19 protein-coding genes are annotated in these 16,291 nt (G+C 69.5%); 7 read left to right on the forward strand and 12 right to left on the reverse strand.

Annotated features, from left to right (window positions below):
• Window positions 1-29: 29 nt before the first annotated feature.
• The 3 genes from KF796_20390 to KF796_20400 all read right to left on the reverse strand — a co-directional run bounded on the left by KF796_20390 (window position 30) and on the right by KF796_20400 (window position 1,844).
• Window positions 30-293: a Txe/YoeB family addiction module toxin gene (locus tag KF796_20390; protein MBX3588996.1), complete on the reverse strand. Its 264-nt coding sequence runs from the start codon at window positions 291-293 to the stop codon at window positions 30-32.
• Window positions 290-535: a type II toxin-antitoxin system Phd/YefM family antitoxin gene (locus tag KF796_20395; protein MBX3588997.1), complete on the reverse strand. Its 246-nt coding sequence runs from the start codon at window positions 533-535 to the stop codon at window positions 290-292. The genes KF796_20390 and KF796_20395 overlap by 4 nt, the downstream gene beginning before the upstream one ends.
• A gap of 61 nt (window positions 536-596) precedes the next feature.
• Window positions 597-1,844: a serine hydrolase gene (locus KF796_20400; protein MBX3588998.1), complete on the reverse strand. Its 1,248-nt coding sequence runs from the start codon at window positions 1,842-1,844 to the stop codon at window positions 597-599.
• Window positions 1,845-1,949: 105 nt separating this feature from the next.
• Here KF796_20400 and KF796_20405 point away from each other — a divergent pair, with 105 nt between their 5' ends.
• From KF796_20405 to KF796_20415, 3 genes are all read left to right on the forward strand, one after another.
• Window positions 1,950-3,038 carry an MBL fold metallo-hydrolase gene (locus KF796_20405; GenBank protein ID MBX3588999.1) on the forward strand — a complete coding sequence of 363 codons (1,089 nt, stop codon included), beginning with the start codon at window positions 1,950-1,952 and terminating at the stop codon, window positions 3,036-3,038.
• Window positions 3,039-3,127: 89 nt separating this feature from the next.
• Window positions 3,128-3,562, forward strand: coding sequence for a YciI family protein (locus KF796_20410; protein ID MBX3589000.1), 435 nt, complete (start codon window positions 3,128-3,130; stop codon window positions 3,560-3,562).
• Between the two features lie 56 nt (window positions 3,563-3,618).
• On the forward strand, window positions 3,619-4,740 hold the full coding sequence (locus KF796_20415) for a multidrug effflux MFS transporter (GenBank protein ID MBX3589001.1): 1,122 nt from the start codon (window positions 3,619-3,621) through the stop codon (window positions 4,738-4,740).
• A gap of 77 nt (window positions 4,741-4,817) precedes the next feature.
• Here KF796_20415 and KF796_20420 read toward each other — a convergent pair whose 3' ends face one another.
• Entirely contained in the window at window positions 4,818-6,101 is a 1,284-nt protein-coding gene (locus KF796_20420) for a serine hydrolase (GenBank protein ID MBX3589002.1), read from the reverse strand.
• Between the two features lie 177 nt (window positions 6,102-6,278).
• Between KF796_20420 and KF796_20425 the strand changes: the two genes are divergently transcribed.
• Window positions 6,279-6,983 (forward strand): glutathione S-transferase N-terminal domain-containing protein, encoded by a 705-nt coding sequence (locus tag KF796_20425; protein MBX3589003.1) that lies wholly within the window; start codon window positions 6,279-6,281, stop codon window positions 6,981-6,983.
• 10 nt (window positions 6,984-6,993) lie between these two features.
• Here KF796_20425 and KF796_20430 read toward each other — a convergent pair whose 3' ends face one another.
• The 3 genes from KF796_20430 to KF796_20440 all read right to left on the reverse strand — a co-directional run bounded on the left by KF796_20430 (window position 6,994) and on the right by KF796_20440 (window position 9,832).
• Complete coding sequence (locus tag KF796_20430; protein MBX3589004.1) at window positions 6,994-7,698, reverse strand: hypothetical protein; 705 nt, start codon at window positions 7,696-7,698, stop codon at window positions 6,994-6,996.
• Between the two features lie 102 nt (window positions 7,699-7,800).
• A complete protein-coding gene (locus KF796_20435) occupies window positions 7,801-9,114 on the reverse strand; it encodes a hypothetical protein (GenBank protein MBX3589005.1) in 1,314 nt (437 codons plus the stop codon).
• A 22-nt stretch (window positions 9,115-9,136) separates the two neighbouring features.
• A complete protein-coding gene (locus tag KF796_20440) occupies window positions 9,137-9,832 on the reverse strand; it encodes a response regulator transcription factor (GenBank protein MBX3589006.1) in 696 nt (231 codons plus the stop codon).
• 133 nt (window positions 9,833-9,965) lie between these two features.
• Here KF796_20440 and KF796_20445 point away from each other — a divergent pair, with 133 nt between their 5' ends.
• From KF796_20445 to KF796_20455, 3 genes are read left to right on the forward strand one after another with little or no spacing between them, the layout of a single operon-like run.
• The gene (locus KF796_20445; GenBank protein MBX3589007.1) at window positions 9,966-10,367 is read left to right on the forward strand and encodes a hypothetical protein; all 402 of its coding nucleotides are present in this window, start codon (window positions 9,966-9,968) and stop codon (window positions 10,365-10,367) included.
• Between the two features lie 14 nt (window positions 10,368-10,381).
• Complete coding sequence (locus KF796_20450) at window positions 10,382-10,729, forward strand: hypothetical protein (protein ID MBX3589008.1); 348 nt, start codon at window positions 10,382-10,384, stop codon at window positions 10,727-10,729.
• Between the two features lie 17 nt (window positions 10,730-10,746).
• Window positions 10,747-11,601: a sterol desaturase family protein gene (locus tag KF796_20455; GenBank protein ID MBX3589009.1), complete on the forward strand. Its 855-nt coding sequence runs from the start codon at window positions 10,747-10,749 to the stop codon at window positions 11,599-11,601.
• 27 nt (window positions 11,602-11,628) lie between these two features.
• Here the strand turns inward: KF796_20455 and KF796_20460 are convergent, their stop codons facing one another.
• The 5 genes from KF796_20460 to KF796_20480 all read right to left on the reverse strand — a co-directional run bounded on the left by KF796_20460 (window position 11,629) and on the right by KF796_20480 (window position 16,260).
• Window positions 11,629-12,489 carry an NAD(P)-dependent oxidoreductase gene (locus tag KF796_20460; protein ID MBX3589010.1) on the reverse strand — a complete coding sequence of 287 codons (861 nt, stop codon included), beginning with the start codon at window positions 12,487-12,489 and terminating at the stop codon, window positions 11,629-11,631.
• An 89-nt stretch (window positions 12,490-12,578) separates the two neighbouring features.
• On the reverse strand, window positions 12,579-13,781 hold the full coding sequence (pcaF, locus tag KF796_20465; protein ID MBX3589011.1) for a 3-oxoadipyl-CoA thiolase: 1,203 nt from the start codon (window positions 13,779-13,781) through the stop codon (window positions 12,579-12,581).
• A gap of 17 nt (window positions 13,782-13,798) precedes the next feature.
• Complete coding sequence (locus KF796_20470; protein ID MBX3589012.1) at window positions 13,799-14,872, reverse strand: maleylacetate reductase; 1,074 nt, start codon at window positions 14,870-14,872, stop codon at window positions 13,799-13,801.
• Window positions 14,873-14,881: 9 nt separating this feature from the next.
• Complete coding sequence (locus KF796_20475) at window positions 14,882-15,547, reverse strand: 3-oxoacid CoA-transferase subunit B (protein MBX3589013.1); 666 nt, start codon at window positions 15,545-15,547, stop codon at window positions 14,882-14,884.
• Window positions 15,544-16,260: a 3-oxoacid CoA-transferase subunit A gene (locus tag KF796_20480; GenBank protein ID MBX3589014.1), complete on the reverse strand. Its 717-nt coding sequence runs from the start codon at window positions 16,258-16,260 to the stop codon at window positions 15,544-15,546. Before KF796_20480 ends, KF796_20475 begins: the two co-directional genes overlap by 4 nt.
• Between the last annotated feature and the right edge of the window lie 31 nt (window positions 16,261-16,291).

Consider the following 16,291-nt stretch of genomic DNA (forward strand, 5'->3'; position numbering starts at 1 on the left):
AAGTACAGGCCCACTCCTTTGCGCACCACTCACTCGTAATGCGACCACATCCGAAGCACCCGCACGACGCGCTCCTTTTTAAACACTTCATACACCAGCCGGTGCTGGATGTTGATTCGCCGTGAATAGGCGCCGTCCAGGTCGCCCACCAGCTTTTCATACGGCGGCGGGTTCTGGAACGGGTCATTGGCCAGCACGTCCAGCAGTTCCTGGGCGTTGCCTTTCAGGCCCGCAGCGGCCAGCTTCTTTGCATCCTTGACGGCGTGCCTGGCAAAGGCAAGTTCCCATTTCACCAGTTGAGCTTCCGGGCACTTTTGGCCAGCGGCTCCGCCATGCCCTTGCGGATGGACTCACCCATGCCAAGGATGGACAGAAGGTACAGCGTTTCCTGGATGGCCTGCCAGTCTTCGGCCGCGACCAGCACTGCGCTGCTGCGCTTGCCGGCGATCAAAATCGGTTGATGTGACTCGCTGGCCTCATCGATGAGCCGGTAAAGGCTGGCGCGGGCCTCACTGGCCGTGATGGGGATTGTCATGTTGTGCCCGGTGAGTAAATGCGTACGTTAAAGCGTACCATGAATTCATGACCCAAGCTTGTCAACGCACCGTGCCAACCGTCCCCTCCGCATCCACCGCCTTTTGCACCACGCGGTAAAACGCCTCGCGCGCCTGGCTGGCCACGGGGTCCCTCGCGCCGCCGGCCCAGTTGGCGCTGGACGCGATCACGAGCTTGCGCTTGGGGTCGATGAAGATGCCCTGGCCGAAGATGCCGCGCGCGGCAAAGCTGCCGTCGGCATAGGTCCACCACTGGTAGCCATAGCCGCGGCCGGGCTGCCCGATATCGGCCTGCGTGGTGGTGGCCTCGTGGAGCCAGCCTTCGGGCACGATGCTGTGGCCGTTGACGGCCGCGCCATTGAGGATGAACTGGCCAAAGCGCGCATAGTCGCGCGCCGCGGCCTGGATGCAGCAGCCGCTGATCTCCTGCCCGGTCTTGCTCAGAATCCAGGTGGCCCGCTGCTCCATGCCCGCGGGCGCCCAGATCTTTTCAGACAGGTACTGCGCCAGCGGCTTGCCCGTGGCCTGGCTGATGAGGATGCCAACCAGGTTGGTCTCGCCGGTGCTGTAGTTCCAGCGCGTGCCCGCGGGCACGGCGCGCGGCAACTTGCGCATGTAGCTCACCAGCGCGCCCACGCCTTCCTCGGGCTTGTGGTTGTTGAATCTGGCGACGTCGGAGTTGGGGTCGGCGTAGTCTTCGTTCCACTTCACACCCGAGGTCATGGTCATGAGCTGGCGGATGCTCACCGCGTCGTAGGCCGAGCCCTTCATCTGCGGGATGTAGTCGCTCACCTTGTCGTCCATGCTCTTGATGTGGCCATCGCGCAGCGCGGCGCCCAGCAGGGTGGACGTGAATGACTTGGCCACCGAAAAACTGGTCCAGCGCCCGTCACCGTCAAAGCCCAGGCCATAGCGCTCCAGCCGCAGCCGGCCGTCCTGCACGATCAGCAAGGCCGCGCTGCGCTGGCCTGCCATGTAGGCGTCCACCTCCAGCGGCAACTTCAACGCGGGCCCGGAGGGCAGCGGCATGGGCGGGCCGCCAGCGGGAATGGGCCGCGCCCTGGCCAGCACGGGAAGGCGGTCCAGCGCCCGGAACGCGGCGTCGCGTTGCGCCTGGCTCCAGAACAGCAGGTCGCGGTTGGTGGGCAGCGTGGTCAGCAGGCCGCGGGTCTCCTTGTCCAGGCTGAACCAGCCGGCCGTGCCGGCCAGGGCCAGGGCGGCCAGCAGCCCGAGGGCGATCTTCCTGACTTTCAACGCGGGCTCCTCAACGCGAGTGACAACTGCAGGCATTGGGCCCAAGGGTGCCCGCGTTGAACAGAGGGCATTCCCGTGGGGGCGCCCAGCGGCCTGGGCGCCGTGCCGCTATGCTCAACCCCCTGACCGCGAGAGGCCCCCATGAAACGTTTCACCTGCGGCTGCCTGCTGCCCCTGTTCAGCGCGCTGCTGCCCGCCGATGCACGGGCCGGTGACTGCGACCCGCGCTTTGCCAGGTCGCCGCAGTTCGCGGCGCAGGACTGCCGCTTCCAGAACCCGCCCAACCCCGACCTCAAGCCCAACCGCTCCAGCTGGGACATCTGGTCGCGCGTGCTGCTTGAAAAGAAGGTGGGCACGGTGCCGGTGGACGCCATCCCCGTGCGCCGGCTGGACCGCGCCGCGCTGGCGGCGCTGGACACCCGGGCCAACCACATCATCCGCCTGGGCCACTCCTCGCACCTGCTCAAGCTGCGCGGCAAGTGGTGGCTGATCGACCCGGTGTTCGGGCCCCGCGCCTCGCCCGTGAGCTGGGCCGGACCGAAACGATTTCATGCGCCGCCCGTGGCTCTGGACGACGTGCCCGCTATCGAAGGCCTGGTGCTGTCGCACGACCACTACGACCACCTGGACGTGCCCACCATCGAGGCGCTGAAAGACCGGGTGCAGCGCTACTTTGTGCCCTTGGGCGTGGGCCAGCACCTGCGCGACTGGGGCGTGCCCGCCGACCGCATTGAAGAGTTCGACTGGTGGCAGGAAAGGAAATGGGGCGAGGTGACGGTCACGGCCTCGCCAGCGCAGCATTTCTCGGGCCGCACGCTGTGGGACCGCAACAAGACGCTGTGGGCCTCGTGGTCACTCAAAAGCGGCGGCGAGCAGATTTTCTACAGCGGCGACTCCGGCTACTTCGCAGGCTTCAAGGACATCGGCACGCGCCTCGGCGCGATCGATGTCGCGCTGATGGAAAATGGCGCCTACGACGATTTCTGGCCCGGTGTGCACATGAGCCCCGAGGAAACCGTGCAGGCCTTCCAGGACCTGGGCGCGCGCACCCTCTACCTGGTGCACAACAGTACCTTTGACCTGGCCTTTCACGGCTGGCGCGAACCGCTGGAGCGGGTGGCCGCCCTGGCCAAGCAGCGCGGGATTGCGCTGGCCACTCCGGAAATCGGCGAGGTGCTGACGCTGGGCCAGCCACGCGAGAACCGCCACTGGTGGGAAGGCCTGCGCTGATGTCGAAGCCTGATGTCGAAACCGCGGCACGCCGTTCGTCGTGAGGGCAGAACACACAGGTTCTGCAACCCAACGCAAAGGAGATCGCAATGAAATTCATGGTGCTGGTCAAGGCGGATGCCAACAGCGAAGCGGGCGTCATGCCCAGTGAGCAACTGCTGGCCGACATGGGCCGCTACAACGAGGAGCTGGTCAAGGCCGGCGTGATGAAGGCCGGCGAGGGCCTGCACCCCAGCGCCAGGGGCGCGCGCGTGCGCTTCTCGGGCAAGGAACGCCACGTGATCGACGGCCCGTTTGCCGAGACCAAGGAGCTGGTGGCCGGCTTCTGGATGTGGGAATGCGCCTCGTTGCAGGAGGCGATTGACTGGGTCAAGCGCTGCCCCAACCCGATGCTGGGCGAGTCGGAGATTGAAATCCGCCAGGTGTTCGAGGCCGATGACTTTGGCGAGGCCTTCACGCCCGAGCTGCGCGAGCAGGAAGAGCGGCTGCGCGCGCAACTGGCGCAAAAAGAGGGCGCCCCCTGAACCACGGCCTGCTGACCCTCAACCTCATCGGCCAGCTGGCTTTCGGCCTGCTGGCCATGACCATCTGCCTGCCGTCCATGCAGGAGTGGGGCGCCATTTTCGGCGCCGACCAGGCCGCGGTGCAGCTGACCTTCAGCGGCTACGTGATGGCCTATGGTTTTCTGCAACTGCTGTACGGCCCGCTGTCGGACCGGCTGGGGCGCAAGAAGATCCTGCTGGCCGGGCTCTCGCTGGCCGGGCTGGGCTCGGTGCTGGCGGCGCTGGCGCCCGGCATCGCCACCCTCACGGCGGCGCGCGTGCTGCAGGGCGCCGGCAGCGCCGCCGGCATGGTGGTGGGACGCGCCATGGTGCAGGACCTGTACCAGGGCCCGCAGCGCACCCGCGTGATGGCCTTTGTGGGCATGGCCATGGGCCTGTGCCCGCCGGCCGCCACCATCCTGGGCGGGCAGCTGCATGTGCGCCTGGGCTGGCAGGCCAATTTCTGGGTGATTGCGCTGCTTGCCGTGGTGCTGTGGGTGGCGGCCTGGCGCGGCCTGCCCGACCACCAGAAGCCCGCCGGCGCGCAGCCGCACTGGCTGGCCGCGATGGGGGCCTCGTATGCCCGGCTCGGGCGCGAGCCGGCCTTCATCCTGTATGTGCTGATCCTGGCCATGACCACGGGCACGTTCTATGTGTTCCTGGCCGGCGCGCCCATCGTGCTGGGCAGCTACGGCGTGGGGCCGGACCGCATTGGCTACTACATCATGTGCATTCCGCTGGCCTACATCATGGGCAACTGGATCACCAGCCGCCTGGCCCACCGCACCGGCGACCACGCCATGATGTTCATGGGCCAGGCCTGCACGCTCCTCGGCATCGCGCTGATGCTGGGGCTGGGCCTGGCGGGCGTGAACACGCCGCTGGCGTTCTCGCTGCCGCTGATCCTGCTGGGCATCGGCCATGGCCTGCTGGTGCCGCCCACGCTGACGGGTACGGTGAGCCTGGTGCCGGCGCTGGCGGGCTCGGCCGCCGCCGTGGCCGGGCTGATGCAGCAGCTCATGGGCGCGGCCGGCGGCTACACCGTGGGCCTGGTGCCGCACCACGGCGCGGTCAACCTGGGCTGGCTGATGATCGGCTTTGCGCTGTGCGCCACCGTGGCGCTGGCGCTGCTCACGCGGCGGGCCCGCCCCGCGCACTAGCGTCAGCCCGTTTGCTATTGTTTATGTAGCACGCAGTGGCCGCCAGCCGTGGACTCCAGGCACTTTTGGCTCAAAACTCAGGCAGACGCCTGCTTCAGCAGGCGCCCCAGCGCCAGCAACGCGGGCATGGTGATCGGGTCGTGCGCCGAACTGGCCGCGATCGGGTGCGAGCCAAAGCGCGCGACCACCAGCTCGGCGCCGGGGGCCACGTACAGGCGCTGGCCATGGATGCCGCGGGCCTCGTAGGCGCCATGTTCGTTGTGCGTGACCCACCACATGTCGCGGTAGGAGTAGTGGGGCAGCAGCGTGTAGCCGGCCTTGACGAACTTGGCATTGCTGCTGCCCGCGGCAATCTGCGCCACCACGGCCGCGGGCACGGCCTGCACGCCGCTGGGGGCCGCGCCCTCGCAGCGCATCAGTTCGCCAAAGCGCGCCATGTCACGCAGCGTGGCGCTCATGCCGCCGCCGCCCATGGGCACGCCAATCGGGTCCACGGTGAGGTAGGCATCCTGCTCGCAGCCCAGGTGCCGCCACAGGCGCTGGCTGAGCATGTCGGCCAGCGCCACGCCGGTCACGCGCTTCATCACCCAGCTCAGCAGCTCGGTGTTGATGGTCTTGTAGGCAAAGGCCTGGCCGTGTTCGCCCTGCTTGCGCAGGGTCTGCAAAAACTCATAGAAGTTGCCGGCGCCGCTGTAGCCCGCCGGGCGCGGGCGCAGGCCGCCGGCGCGGGCGTAGTCCCAGATCTGCGCGGCGGGGTCGGAGTACAGCTCGGAGTAGTCCACGCCAATCTGCATGTCCAGCACGTCGCGCAGCGTGGCATCTTCATAGGCCGTGCCCCGCATGTCGGGCAGGTAATGGGGCACGCGTTGCTGCGCGTCCAGCACGCCCTCGTGCACCAGCGTGGCGGCCAGCGTGGCCACATACGACTTGGTGATGGAGAAACAGGCGTGGGGCAGCTCGGGCCGCAGCGCGCCCAGGTAGCGCTCGTAGATGCGCCGGCCCTTGTGCAGCACCAGCATGCCGTCGGTGTAGGTGTCGTGCAGCGACTGGGCCCAGGTGCGCTCGCGCCCGTCCATGTCGGTGAAGGTCAGCGCATCAATGGCCGACTCATCCGCCGCGTGCGCATGCCCCAGCGCGCTGGGCGGCGCTTCGCCGCGCCAGACGTTGACCGTGGGCGCGAGTTCGCGCATGTGCGAGAGCGACCAGCGGATTTGCGGAAAGTCCAGAAAGCGGTCGTCCTCAAAGCGGATGCGCTTGTCGGCCGGCGGCGGGCTGCCCTGCATCCAGCCCTGCTGCTGCGGGGTCGAGGCCACGCCGTCGAGGTAGTCCTTGCCGTCAAAATGAAGGGTGCCGGGGGTCATGTGTCTCCTTGGGTTTGGGGGGCCAGAACACGCAGGGTAGCCCAGCCCCGCCCCAGCGGCAAGAACGCTGCCGCAAACCGCATGGGCGCAAGGGCGGCAGGGGCATTGCGTGGCGGTGTCAAATGAGCCCCTTTCACCCAACGCCTTGTTGGCAACCCCGGAAAAAGAGGAGCCCCCGTGACCGATCTGTCTGCCTTCAGCATCACGCAAAAATGGCCTGCCCGCCACCCTGACCGGCTGCAGCTGTATTCGCTGCCCACGCCCAATGGCGTGAAGGTGTCGATCATGCTGGAGGAAACTGGCCTGCCCTACGAGCCGCACCTGGTGAGCTTTGAGACCAATGACCAGATGTCACCGGCCTTTCTCTCGCTCAACCCCAACAACAAGATCCCCGCCATCCTCGACCCGAACGGGCCGGGTGGCCAGCCACTGGCGCTGTTCGAGTCGGGCGCCATCCTGCTCTACCTGGCCGAGAAGACCGGGCAGTTTCTGCCGCAGGACCCGGCCGCGCGCTACGAAACCATCCAGTGGCTGATGTTCCAGATGGGCGGCGTGGGGCCGATGTTCGGCCAGCTTGGCTTCTTCCACAAGTTTGCCGGCAAGGACTACGAAGACAAGCGGCCGCGTGACCGCTACGTGGCCGAAACAAAACGCCTGCTGGGCGTGCTCAACCAGCGCATGGCCGGGCGCGACTGGCTCATGGGCGAGGGCTACACCATTGCCGACATGGCCACCTGGCCCTGGGTGCGCAACCTCGTGGGCTTTTACGGCGCGGGCGAGATCGTGGGGTATGGCGACTTCCCCGAGCTGGCGCGCGTGGTCGAGGCCTTTGCGGCGCGGCCCGCCGTGGCGCGGGGCCTGGCCATTCCCGCGCGGGGCTGAAGCCGCGGGTTCAGCCTGGCAGGTTCACCTCGAAACGGGGCGCGGCCGCGCTGAGCACCGCGGTTTGCGCAGCCGTGCCCCAGGCCGCCCGCAAGGCCTGCGCGAGCGCCGCTACCAGCTGGGGCACATGCTCTGGCGCCTGCGCATGCATGGCCTCGGCCACGATCAATGCGCGGCGCGTGTCCGCGCGCACGGCCGATGCCCCACTTTGGCGGTTCACCCAGCGCCGGGCATGGGCCCGGCCACCCGCGTCGGCAAAAATGACCTCGCCGGGTTCGGGCTGTTCGGTGTCGCCCGAGAAGGTCTGGTAACTCTCCGTGCCGCGCGCGCGGATGACCTGCAGGTCGCCGGTGATGCGGTCCAGGTCAAACACCGCCACGGGTATGGCAAAGGCCACCGAAGCGGCATTGCACAGGTCAATCAACGGGTGAATTCGCGGCAGGCTGCCATCGAGCCGCAAGCGCCGCAGCAAGGACTCCGAGGCGCAGCGGTACTGCGTGGGCTTGAAGCCCATGCGCGAATACGCGCGGCGCCAGGCCTGGATTTCGAGCCACTCGCTTTCGGTGCCCGCCGCCAGCCGCTGCGCGGCCGTGGCGTGAAACAGCGCCACCGCTTCGGCCACGTTGGCATGGGCATGCAGGCCCGCAACCGCCAGCACGCCGGGCACGAGCGCGCCATGGTGGTTCCAGATCTCGGGGGCATGGCTGAAGTGCATGGGCAGGTGGCGCGTGGCGCAGGGGTTGGACAGCGCCCAGTGTGGCCTGCGGGCCGGGCCGCCGTCTTGAACGTTATTGCGCCAGCCGGTGGCGGGGCTGGGTCAAGGGCCCGGTCGCCGCTGCAGCAGCACCCGCACCAGGTGCCGGCCCGGCGCTGAGGCCATGGTCACCTCGCCGCCCAGCCGCGCGGCAATCTGCCGCACGATGGCCAGGCCCAGCCCGGTGCCCGGAATGCCGCGGCTGCCGCTGCCGCGCGTGAAGGCCTCCTGCATCTGCGCCGCGCTGCCGGGCGGCAGGCCCGGCCCGGCGTCCTGGACCTCCATGCAGGCGCCCTGCGCGGTGGCGGCCACGCGCAGCACCACGGGCGCGCAGCCATGCTTGAAGGCGTTGTCCAGCAGGTTGGTGATGAGCCGGTCCACCAGCAGCTCGTTGGCCTGCGGCCAGGGCAGGCTCGCGGGCAGCTCGACCCGCAGCGCGCCGGCCGGCGGCTCAAGCCGCGCTGCGGCGGCGCGGGCCACGGCCGCGAGGTCCACCGTGGCGTCCAGCGCCAGGGTGCCCGAGCGCACATAGTCCAGAAAGCTTTCGATCAGCCGGTCGGCCACGCCCACGTTGCGCACGATGGCCTCCTGCTGGGTGCGCGTGCCCTCGGCATCAGGCAGCAGTTCGGCCGCCATGCGGATGCGCCCCAGCGGGCTGCGCAAATCGTGCGAGACACCGGCCAGCAGCACGGCGCGCTCACGCTCGTGCTGGGCCAGGCGTGCCAGCAGATCCGAATAGGCCGTGTGGATGGCGGCGATCTCGGGGGAGCCCGCAGCCGGGCCCGTGGCCAGGGCGGGCAGGCCGGCCTCGCCGGGTTGCTGGTTCTGGATGCGCAGGCGCAACTGCTCCAGCGGCCGCGTGAGCCAGCGCGCCAGCGCCCAGCTGGCCAGCACCAGCACGGCGGTCAGCAACGCCATGGCCAGCAAGGTGCGGCGCGGCCACTCGGGCACCAGCAGCTGCCCTGCCACGCCCAGCCACAGCGCTGGCTGCCCGGCCCGCCGCACCTGCAGCCAGACCATGGGCTCGGCCGTGCGCAGGCTCAGGCGAACCTCGTCCACCTCCACGCCCTGCGCCGCGAGCGCGTGGCGCAACGCCACAAAACGCGGCGCATAGCGCGAGGGCCGGTAGGTGCCCTCGGGCGCGCTGTCGCGCTGCAGGATGCGCAGCGGCGCCGCGGCCGGCGCGCCCGCGCGCAGGCCGGCGGCGCTGGCCAGCTCGGGGCCCCACAGGTCGGCATAGAGCACGGCCACCGAGGTATTGCGCTCCACATAAAACAGGCCGCCAAACACCAGCCCGAGCGTGAGCACCAGCGCCAGTTGGCTCAGCAGCAGCCGCGCGAACAGGCTGTCAAAGCGGCGCGGGCTTGGGGGCGGCATGTGCATCAGGGCTGCAAGCCCCTCAGTGGCTGCGCGGCACGAACACATAGCCTTCGCCGCGCACGGTGTCGATCCACTCGACGCCGGGCGCGGCTTCGGCCAGCTTGCGGCGCAGGCGCGCCACCTGCACGTCCACCGTTCGGTCCAGCGGCCTGTAGCCGCCGGCCTGCACCGCCTCGCTCAGTTGCGCGCGCGACAGCGCGGTGCCGGGCGCGCGCGCCAGCGTGACGAGCAGCTTGTACTCCACGCTGGTCAACGCCACGGCCCGCGCACCGGCCAGCACCTCGCGCTGCAGCAGGTTGATGGTGAGGCCGCCAAAGCGCAGCTGGCCGGCGTCGGCGCGCCCGGGCGCCTGGCGCCGCAGCAGTGCCCGCACCCGGGCCACCAACTCGCGCGGCTCGAACGGTTTGGCCAGGTAGTCGTCGGCGCCAATCTCCAGGCCCAACACACGGTCCATGGGGTCGCCGCGCGCGGTGAGCATCACGATGCCCAGCCCCGGGTGCTGCGCGCGCCAGCGCCGGCAGACATCAAAGCCGTTGGCATCGGGCAGCATCACGTCCAGCAGCACCGCCTCGGGTTGCCACTGGCCCAGGGCACGCTCGCCGTCGCCGGCCGTGAGCACGGTGTGCACGGCCCAGCCTTCGCGCAGCAGCAGCTCGGCCACCATGGCGTTCAGCTCGGCGTCATCGTCCACGATCAGGACCAGCGGTTTGCTCATGGGCCCGAGTTTAGGGCGGGCACCCGGGCGTGACGACCGTGTTTCAAAACTGTCGCAATTCGTCGCCCCCTGTGGCGCGCCACGGCGCCAACCGGCCGTTCAATGGAGGTCACCCCAACGAAAGGAAACCGCCATGCTGAAGCTTTCTCCTTCCCGCAACGCCCACCCTTCCCGCACCTCGCACCCCGTGCGCGCCGCGCTGCTGGCCCTGGCCGGCGCCTGCGCCCTGCTGGTGGCCACCGGCGAAGCCCAGGCGCGCTCGCGCCACACCGACGTCACGGGCGGCCAGGGCCGCACGGCCAGCCGCGACGTGAACCGCTTCCGGGGCGACGTGAGCAGCAGCACCACCGGCCCCAACGGCAAGACCAGCAGCCGCCTGGTCGACCGCTCGGCATCGGGCACGACGGCCACCAGCACCGGCCCGAACGGCAAGACGCTGAGCCGCACCACCGAGCGCACCGACACCGGTTCGCAGACCACGGTAACCGGCCCGAACGGCCAAAGCGGTTCGGTCAGCGTGACCCGCCAACCCTGAACCGGAGCCTCGCCATGAAGAACCTCCAACGGCTCCTCGCAGCCCTGATGGTGACCGGTCTCGCCAGCCTTGCCAGCCTGGATACCGCGCAGGCCCGCACGGGCAACGCCTTGTTCAGTGCCTGCCGGGCCGACCACAAGAGCTTCTGCGCCTCGGTCAAGCCCGGCGGCGGCGGCGTGGCCGACTGCCTCAAGCAGCATGAAGCCGAACTGCAGCCCGCCTGCAAGGCGCAGCTGGGCACGCTGAGTGCCTGCAGCCAGCAGGTCCGGCAGCTGTGCGCCAGCGCGGGCCAGGCCGGCCTGCGCGACTGCGTGAAGGCCCATGCCGCGCAGCTGCGCCCGGTGTGCGGCAGCGGCGGCTGAATCGCCGTGAGGCCCCCATGAGCCCGAACCTGATCGATCAGGTGCCGGCGCAGGCCCTGCCCTGGCTGCTGGCGCTGCCACTCGGTGTGCTGCTGGCCAGCACGCTGGAGGGCTGCGTGCAGACCTGGGTCAGGCACCAGCCCTATGACTGGCGCGCCTACGCCGCCTCGGTGGGCGACGCCCTGGGCCGGCGGGCCATGGACGCGCTGGGCCTGACGCTGGCCGCGCCCGCGCTCGCCTGGGCGGCCGCGCACCCGCTGACGCACATCCCGCTGAACTCGCTGGCGGCCTTTGCCCTGCTGTTTGCCGGGCAGGAATTCTTCTATTACGGGTACCACCGGGCGGCGCACCGCGTGCGCTGGTTCTGGGCCACGCATTGCGTGCACCACTCGCCCAACGAGCTGACGCTGGCCTCGGCCCTGCGCCTGGGCTGGACCGGCAAACTCACGGGCACGACGGTGTTCTTTGCGCCACTGGTGTGGCTGGGCTTTGCACCCGGCGCGGTGCTGGCCGTTGTGGCGTTGAACCTGCTCTACCAGTTCTGGCTGCACGCCACCTGGATCCCCAGGCTCGGCCCGCTCGAGTGGGTGTTCAACACGCCCTCGCACCACCGGGTGCACCACGCGAGCAACCCCGAATACCTGGACCGCAACTTCGGCGGGGTGCTGATCGTGTTTGACCGACTGTTCGGCACCTTCCAGGCCGAGCGCGCCGACGTGGCCATCCGCTATGGCCTGACCGAGCCGCTGCACAGCCACAACCCGCTGCGCATCGGCCTGCATGGCTGGTGGGAACTGGGCCGCGACCTGTGGCACACCCGCGGCTGGCGGGCCCGCCTGCGCCTGGTGCTGGGGCCGCCCGGGCGCCGCTGAGCCCCGGCGGGCAGCAAGGGCCCGGCGCTACAGCGCCGCGCTGGCTTCCACCACCTTGATGATGGCGGCGTAGTCCTCGTCGCTGAAGCCCTGGGCCTGCGCGGCCTGCAGCATCTGGCGCGTCAGGGCCACCTGCGGCAACGGCACCTGGGCCTGGGCGCCTTCGCCCAGGATCAGGTCCACATCCTTGAGCATCTGCGGCACGGTGAAGGTGGCGCCAAAGTCGCGCTCCTTGAGCTGCACGGCCTTGGCCTTGAGGATGGGCGAGGCCACGGCGCTGGCGCCCAGCACGTCCCACATGTCGCGCCAGGCCAGGCCGCCTTTCTGGCCCAGCGTGAGCGCCTCGGCCAGCATGGCGCTGGTCTGCGCGATCAGCAGGTTGACCACCAGCTTCATCAGCCGGGCCTGCTCGCCCTCCCCCAGCCAGAACTGGTTCGGCCCGAGCAGGCGCAGCAGCGGCAGCAGGGCGTCGTACACGCTGCGCGGCCCCGAGGCCATGACCGTGAGCTGGGCGGCCTCGGCCATCTTGTTGTTGCCCGACACCGTGGTGCGCAGGTAGCGCACGCCGGCCACCTCACAGGCCTGGGCAACGGCCGCGGACGCGGCCTGCGACACCGTGCTGGTGTCCACCAGCACGGTGCCTGGTGCCGCGTGCCGTGCCACCTGCGCGCCCACGGCCCGCAGCGCATCGTCATGCGGCAGCGAGGTGAACACCACCTCGGCGCCCGCCAGCGCGGCGGGCAACTCAGCCACCCCCAGGCCCGCTGCCCGGGCCAGGACCAGCCGCTCGGCGCTGGGGTCACTGACGCTGACGCTGTGCCCGGCGTTCAGGAAATGCGTGGCCATGGGCAGGCCCATCTTGCCGGCGCCAATCAGGTGGATTTTCATGGGGTCAAGCCCTGTTTATGAATGAAAAGTGGCTGGAGTCCAGGCGGGGCGGCCACTGTGCGCTATCAAAAGCAGAGCAATCCGAATGCTCAGACCCGCTCGAGGATCAGCGCAATGCCCTGGCCCACGCCAATGCACATGGTGCACAGCGCATAGCGGCCGCCGCCCTGGTGCAACTGGCTGACCGCGGTGGTGGCCAGCCGCGCGCCGCTGGCGCCCAGCGGGTGGCCCAGCGCAATAGCGCCGCCCCAGCGGTTGACGCGCGGGTCGTCGTCCTGCAGGCCCAGGGTGCGCAGCACCGCCAGGCCCTGGGCCGCAAAGGCCTCGTTGAGTTCGATCACGTCGAGCTGCTCGAGCTTGAGCCCGGTCAGGGCCAGCACCTTCTGCGTGGCGGGCGCGGGGCCGATGCCCATGATGCGCGGCGCCACGCCCGCGGTGGCCATGCCCACCACGCGCGCGCGTGGCGTCAAGCCGTTTCTGGCGGCCGTGGCTTCGTCGGCCAGCAGCAGCGCGCAGGCGCCGTCATTGACGCCGCTGGCATTGCCCGCCGTCACGGTGCCGTCGGGCTTGACCACGCCCTTGAGCCTGGCCAGTGCCTCCAGGCTGGTCTCGCGGGGGTGCTCGTCCTTGCTGACCACCACGGCGTCGCCCTTTTTCTGCGGGATGGTCACGGGCGTGATCTCGGCGTCCAGGTAGCCGGCCTTCTGCGCGGCCACGGCCTTGAGCTGGCTGGCCAGGGCCATGCGGTCCTGCGCTTCGCGCTCGATCCTGTAGTCGGTGGCCACGTTCTCGGCGGTCTCGGGCATGGAGTCAACACCGTACTGCGCCTTCATGAGCTTGTTGACGAAGCGCCAGCCAATGGTGGTGTCGTACACCGCGTTGGCGCGGCTGAAGGCGCTCTCGGCCTTGGGCATCACGAAGGGCGCGCGGCTCATGCTCTCCACGCCACCGGCGATCATCATCGTGGCTTCCCCGGCCTTGATGGCTCGCGCGGCCGTGCCGATGGCGTCCAGCCCCGAGCCGCACAGGCGGTTGATGGTGGCGCCCGGCACGGCCGTGGGCAAGCCCGCGAGCAGGCTGGCCATGTGGCCCACGTTGCGGTTGTCTTCGCCGGCCTGGTTGGCGCAGCCGTAGATCAGGTCGCTCAGGGCTTCCCAGTCCACCCCGGCGTTGCGCGCCATCAGCGCCTGGATCGGGATGGCGCCCAGGTCATCGGTGCGCACGCTGCTGAGCGCGCCGCCGTAACGGCCAAAGGGGGTGCGAATCGCGTCGCAGATGAAGGCTTGGGTCATGGTCGGTCTCCGGTGGTTCAAATGTCTTCAGGTCGCACGCCATCGTAGGCGCGCTGCAGCAGCTCGCGGATGGCGGCGCGCTCGCCCGCGCCGATGGGCCGCGGGTTCCAGTAGGGGTTGCTCACGGCAATGTCGGCCGCGCGGTCAAGGTCCTGCGCCTTCATGCCAATGTCTTTCAGGGCCACGGGCGCGCCATTGTGGCGCGCCAGATCGAACAGGCCGCCGGCGGCCGATGGGGCCTGCAAGGCACGCGCGATGCGCGCCATGGCCTGCGGCGCGGCGGCGGCGTTGAAGGCCATGGCCTGGGGCAGCACCACGGTGTGGACCTCGGCATGCGGCAGGTTGAAGCTGCCGCCCAGCGTGTGGCACAGCTTGTGGTGCAGGGCCATGCCCACATTGCCCAGCACGGCGCCGCACAGCCAGGCGCCATAGAGCGCATCGCCCCGGGCCTGCACGTCGCCCATGTTCTGGCGGATCACCGGCAGCGCCCGCGCGATCGCGGCAATGCCTTCCCCGGCCATCAGGTCCATGATGGGGTTGCTGTCCCGCGCGTACAGGCCTTCGGCCGCATGGGCAATGGCATTCATGCCGCTGGTCACGCTCATGGCCACGGGCAGGGTGAGCGTGAGTTCGGGGTCGTAGATCACGGTGCGCGGCAGCACGCGCGGGTCCTTGCCGGTCTTCTTGAGGCCGCCCTCGGTGATGCCGTAGATCGGCGTCATTTCGCTGCCGGCATAGGTGGTGGGGATGGCCAGGATGGGCAGGCCCGAGTCCAGCGCGATGGCCTTGCCCAGCCCCGTGGTGGAACCGCCGCCAATGGCCACGGCGCAGTCGGCGCCCAGGCGCCGCGCTTCCTCACGCGCCTCGCGCGCGGTCTCGATGGGCACATGCATCACGGCGCGCGGAAAAATGCCGGCGGCGCGGGCGCCAAGGCGGTCGGCGATGGCCTGGGCCTGGTGCGACTGCTCGGGCGTGGACAGCACCAGTGCGCGCCGCGCGCCCAGGGCATCGATCTCGCGCTCCAGGTGCTGGATGGACCCGGCACCAAACACCACGCGCGAGGGCTGGCCATTGAAGATGAAGTGGCGCATCAGGGTGTCCTATTCAGCCAGGGGTTCGGCCATCGATGGGGCAATCGGCAGGCCCACCAGCTGCTCCAGACCGGCATGGCTCAGGCCCTCGACCCGGTCCACGCAAAGCAGGCCGGTGGGTGTGACGTCGAGCGTGGCGACGTCGGTGTAGATGCGCTTGACGCAGGCCAGGCCGGTGAGTGGGTAGCTGCATTCGCGCACGATCTTGCTGGTGCCCTGTTTGGTCTGAAGGTCCATCATGACCCAGGTCTGCCGGGCGCCCACGGCCAGGTCCATGGCGCCACCCACCGCGGGGATGGCGCCGGGCTCGCCGGTGTGCCAGTTGGCCAGGTCGCCCTTTTCGCTGACCTGGAAGGCGCCGAGCACGCAGATGTCCAGGTGGCCGCCGCGCATCATGGCAAAGCTGTCGGTGTGGTGAAAGTACGAGCCCCCCGGCAGCAGCGTGACGGGCTGCTTGCCGGCATTGATGAGGTCGTAGTCTTCCTCGCCCGGCGTGGGGGCCGGGCCCATGCCGAGCAGGCCGTTCTCGCTGTGCAGCAGCACCTCGCGGCTCGCGGGGATGTGGTTGGCCACCAGCGTGGGCTGGCCAATGCCCAGGTTGACCGTGGCGCCCTCGGGGATGTCCCGGGCCACGCGCGCGGCGAGTTGGTCCTTGGTTCTGCGGGTGAAGCTCATGCTGCCTTCCTCAGGCCGCCGGCCTGCGTGATCTGGCGCGGGACCTGCACGATCTGGCTGACGAAGATGGCGGGCGTCACGATGGCCTCGGGGTCGAGCGCACCCAGTTCCACCACCTCGTGCACGCTGGCCACCGTGCGCTGGCAGGCCATGGCCATGCTGGGGCCGAAGTTACGCGCGGTCTTGCGGTAGGTGAGGTTGCCCCAGCGGTCGCCGCGCTCGGCCTTGATCAGCGCCACATCGCCGTGGATGGGGTACTCGAGCACATAGTGGCGGCCGTTGATCTCGCGCGTCTCCTTGGGGCTGCCGTCGGCGTTTTTGGCCAGCTCGGTGCCAAAGCCCGTGGGCGTGAAGAAGGCGCCAATGCCCGCGCCCGCCGCGCGGATGCGTTCCGACAGGTTGCCCTGCGGCACCAGTTCCAGCTCCAGCTTGCCGCTGCGGTACAGGCCGTCAAACACCTGGCTGTCGGCCTGGCGCGGAAAGCTGCAGATGATCTTGCGCACGCGCCCGGTGGCCAGCAGGGCCGCCAGGCCGGTGTCGCCATTGCCGGCGTTGTTGTTGACCACCGTGAGGTCTTTCGCGCCCTGGGCGATCAGGCCGTCGATCAGCTCATTGGGGATGCCGGCGGTGCCGAAGCCGCCAATCATCACGGTCGCGCCATCGGCAATGCCGGCCAGCGCGTCGGCCACCGAGGCGGCCACCTTGTTGATCATCTGATGTCTCCTTTTGGCTTCTTCACGACTT

This window comes from Ramlibacter sp. (genome assembly GCA_019635435.1).
Taxonomy (GTDB): Bacteria; Pseudomonadota; Gammaproteobacteria; order Burkholderiales; family Burkholderiaceae_C; genus JAHBZM01.

Excerpts from the sequence above, each read along its gene's own strand:
- KF796_20395 (MBX3588997.1), bottom strand. The coding sequence starts at position 535 with ATGACAATCCCCATCACGGCCAGTGAGGCCCGCGCCAGCCTTTACCGG.
- KF796_20400 (MBX3588998.1), bottom strand. The coding sequence starts at position 1,844 with ATGCCTGCAGTTGTCACTCGCGTTGAGGAGCCCGCGTTGAAAGTCAGG.
- KF796_20405 (MBX3588999.1), top strand. The coding sequence starts at position 1,950 with ATGAAACGTTTCACCTGCGGCTGCCTGCTGCCCCTGTTCAGCGCGCTG.
- KF796_20410 (MBX3589000.1), top strand. The coding sequence starts at position 3,128 with ATGAAATTCATGGTGCTGGTCAAGGCGGATGCCAACAGCGAAGCGGGC.
- KF796_20415 (MBX3589001.1), top strand. The coding sequence starts at position 3,619 with ATGACCATCTGCCTGCCGTCCATGCAGGAGTGGGGCGCCATTTTCGGC.
- KF796_20420 (MBX3589002.1), bottom strand. The coding sequence starts at position 6,101 with ATGACCCCCGGCACCCTTCATTTTGACGGCAAGGACTACCTCGACGGC.
- KF796_20430 (MBX3589004.1), bottom strand. The coding sequence starts at position 7,698 with ATGCACTTCAGCCATGCCCCCGAGATCTGGAACCACCATGGCGCGCTC.
- KF796_20435 (MBX3589005.1), bottom strand. The coding sequence starts at position 9,114 with ATGCCGCCCCCAAGCCCGCGCCGCTTTGACAGCCTGTTCGCGCGGCTG.
- KF796_20440 (MBX3589006.1), bottom strand. The coding sequence starts at position 9,832 with ATGAGCAAACCGCTGGTCCTGATCGTGGACGATGACGCCGAGCTGAAC.
- KF796_20445 (MBX3589007.1), top strand. The coding sequence starts at position 9,966 with ATGCTGAAGCTTTCTCCTTCCCGCAACGCCCACCCTTCCCGCACCTCG.
- KF796_20450 (MBX3589008.1), top strand. The coding sequence starts at position 10,382 with ATGAAGAACCTCCAACGGCTCCTCGCAGCCCTGATGGTGACCGGTCTC.
- KF796_20455 (MBX3589009.1), top strand. The coding sequence starts at position 10,747 with ATGAGCCCGAACCTGATCGATCAGGTGCCGGCGCAGGCCCTGCCCTGG.
- KF796_20460 (MBX3589010.1), bottom strand. The coding sequence starts at position 12,489 with ATGAAAATCCACCTGATTGGCGCCGGCAAGATGGGCCTGCCCATGGCC.
- pcaF (MBX3589011.1), bottom strand. The coding sequence starts at position 13,781 with ATGACCCAAGCCTTCATCTGCGACGCGATTCGCACCCCCTTTGGCCGT.
- KF796_20470 (MBX3589012.1), bottom strand. The coding sequence starts at position 14,872 with ATGCGCCACTTCATCTTCAATGGCCAGCCCTCGCGCGTGGTGTTTGGT.
- KF796_20475 (MBX3589013.1), bottom strand. The coding sequence starts at position 15,547 with ATGAGCTTCACCCGCAGAACCAAGGACCAACTCGCCGCGCGCGTGGCC.
- KF796_20480 (MBX3589014.1), bottom strand. The coding sequence starts at position 16,260 with ATGATCAACAAGGTGGCCGCCTCGGTGGCCGACGCGCTGGCCGGCATT.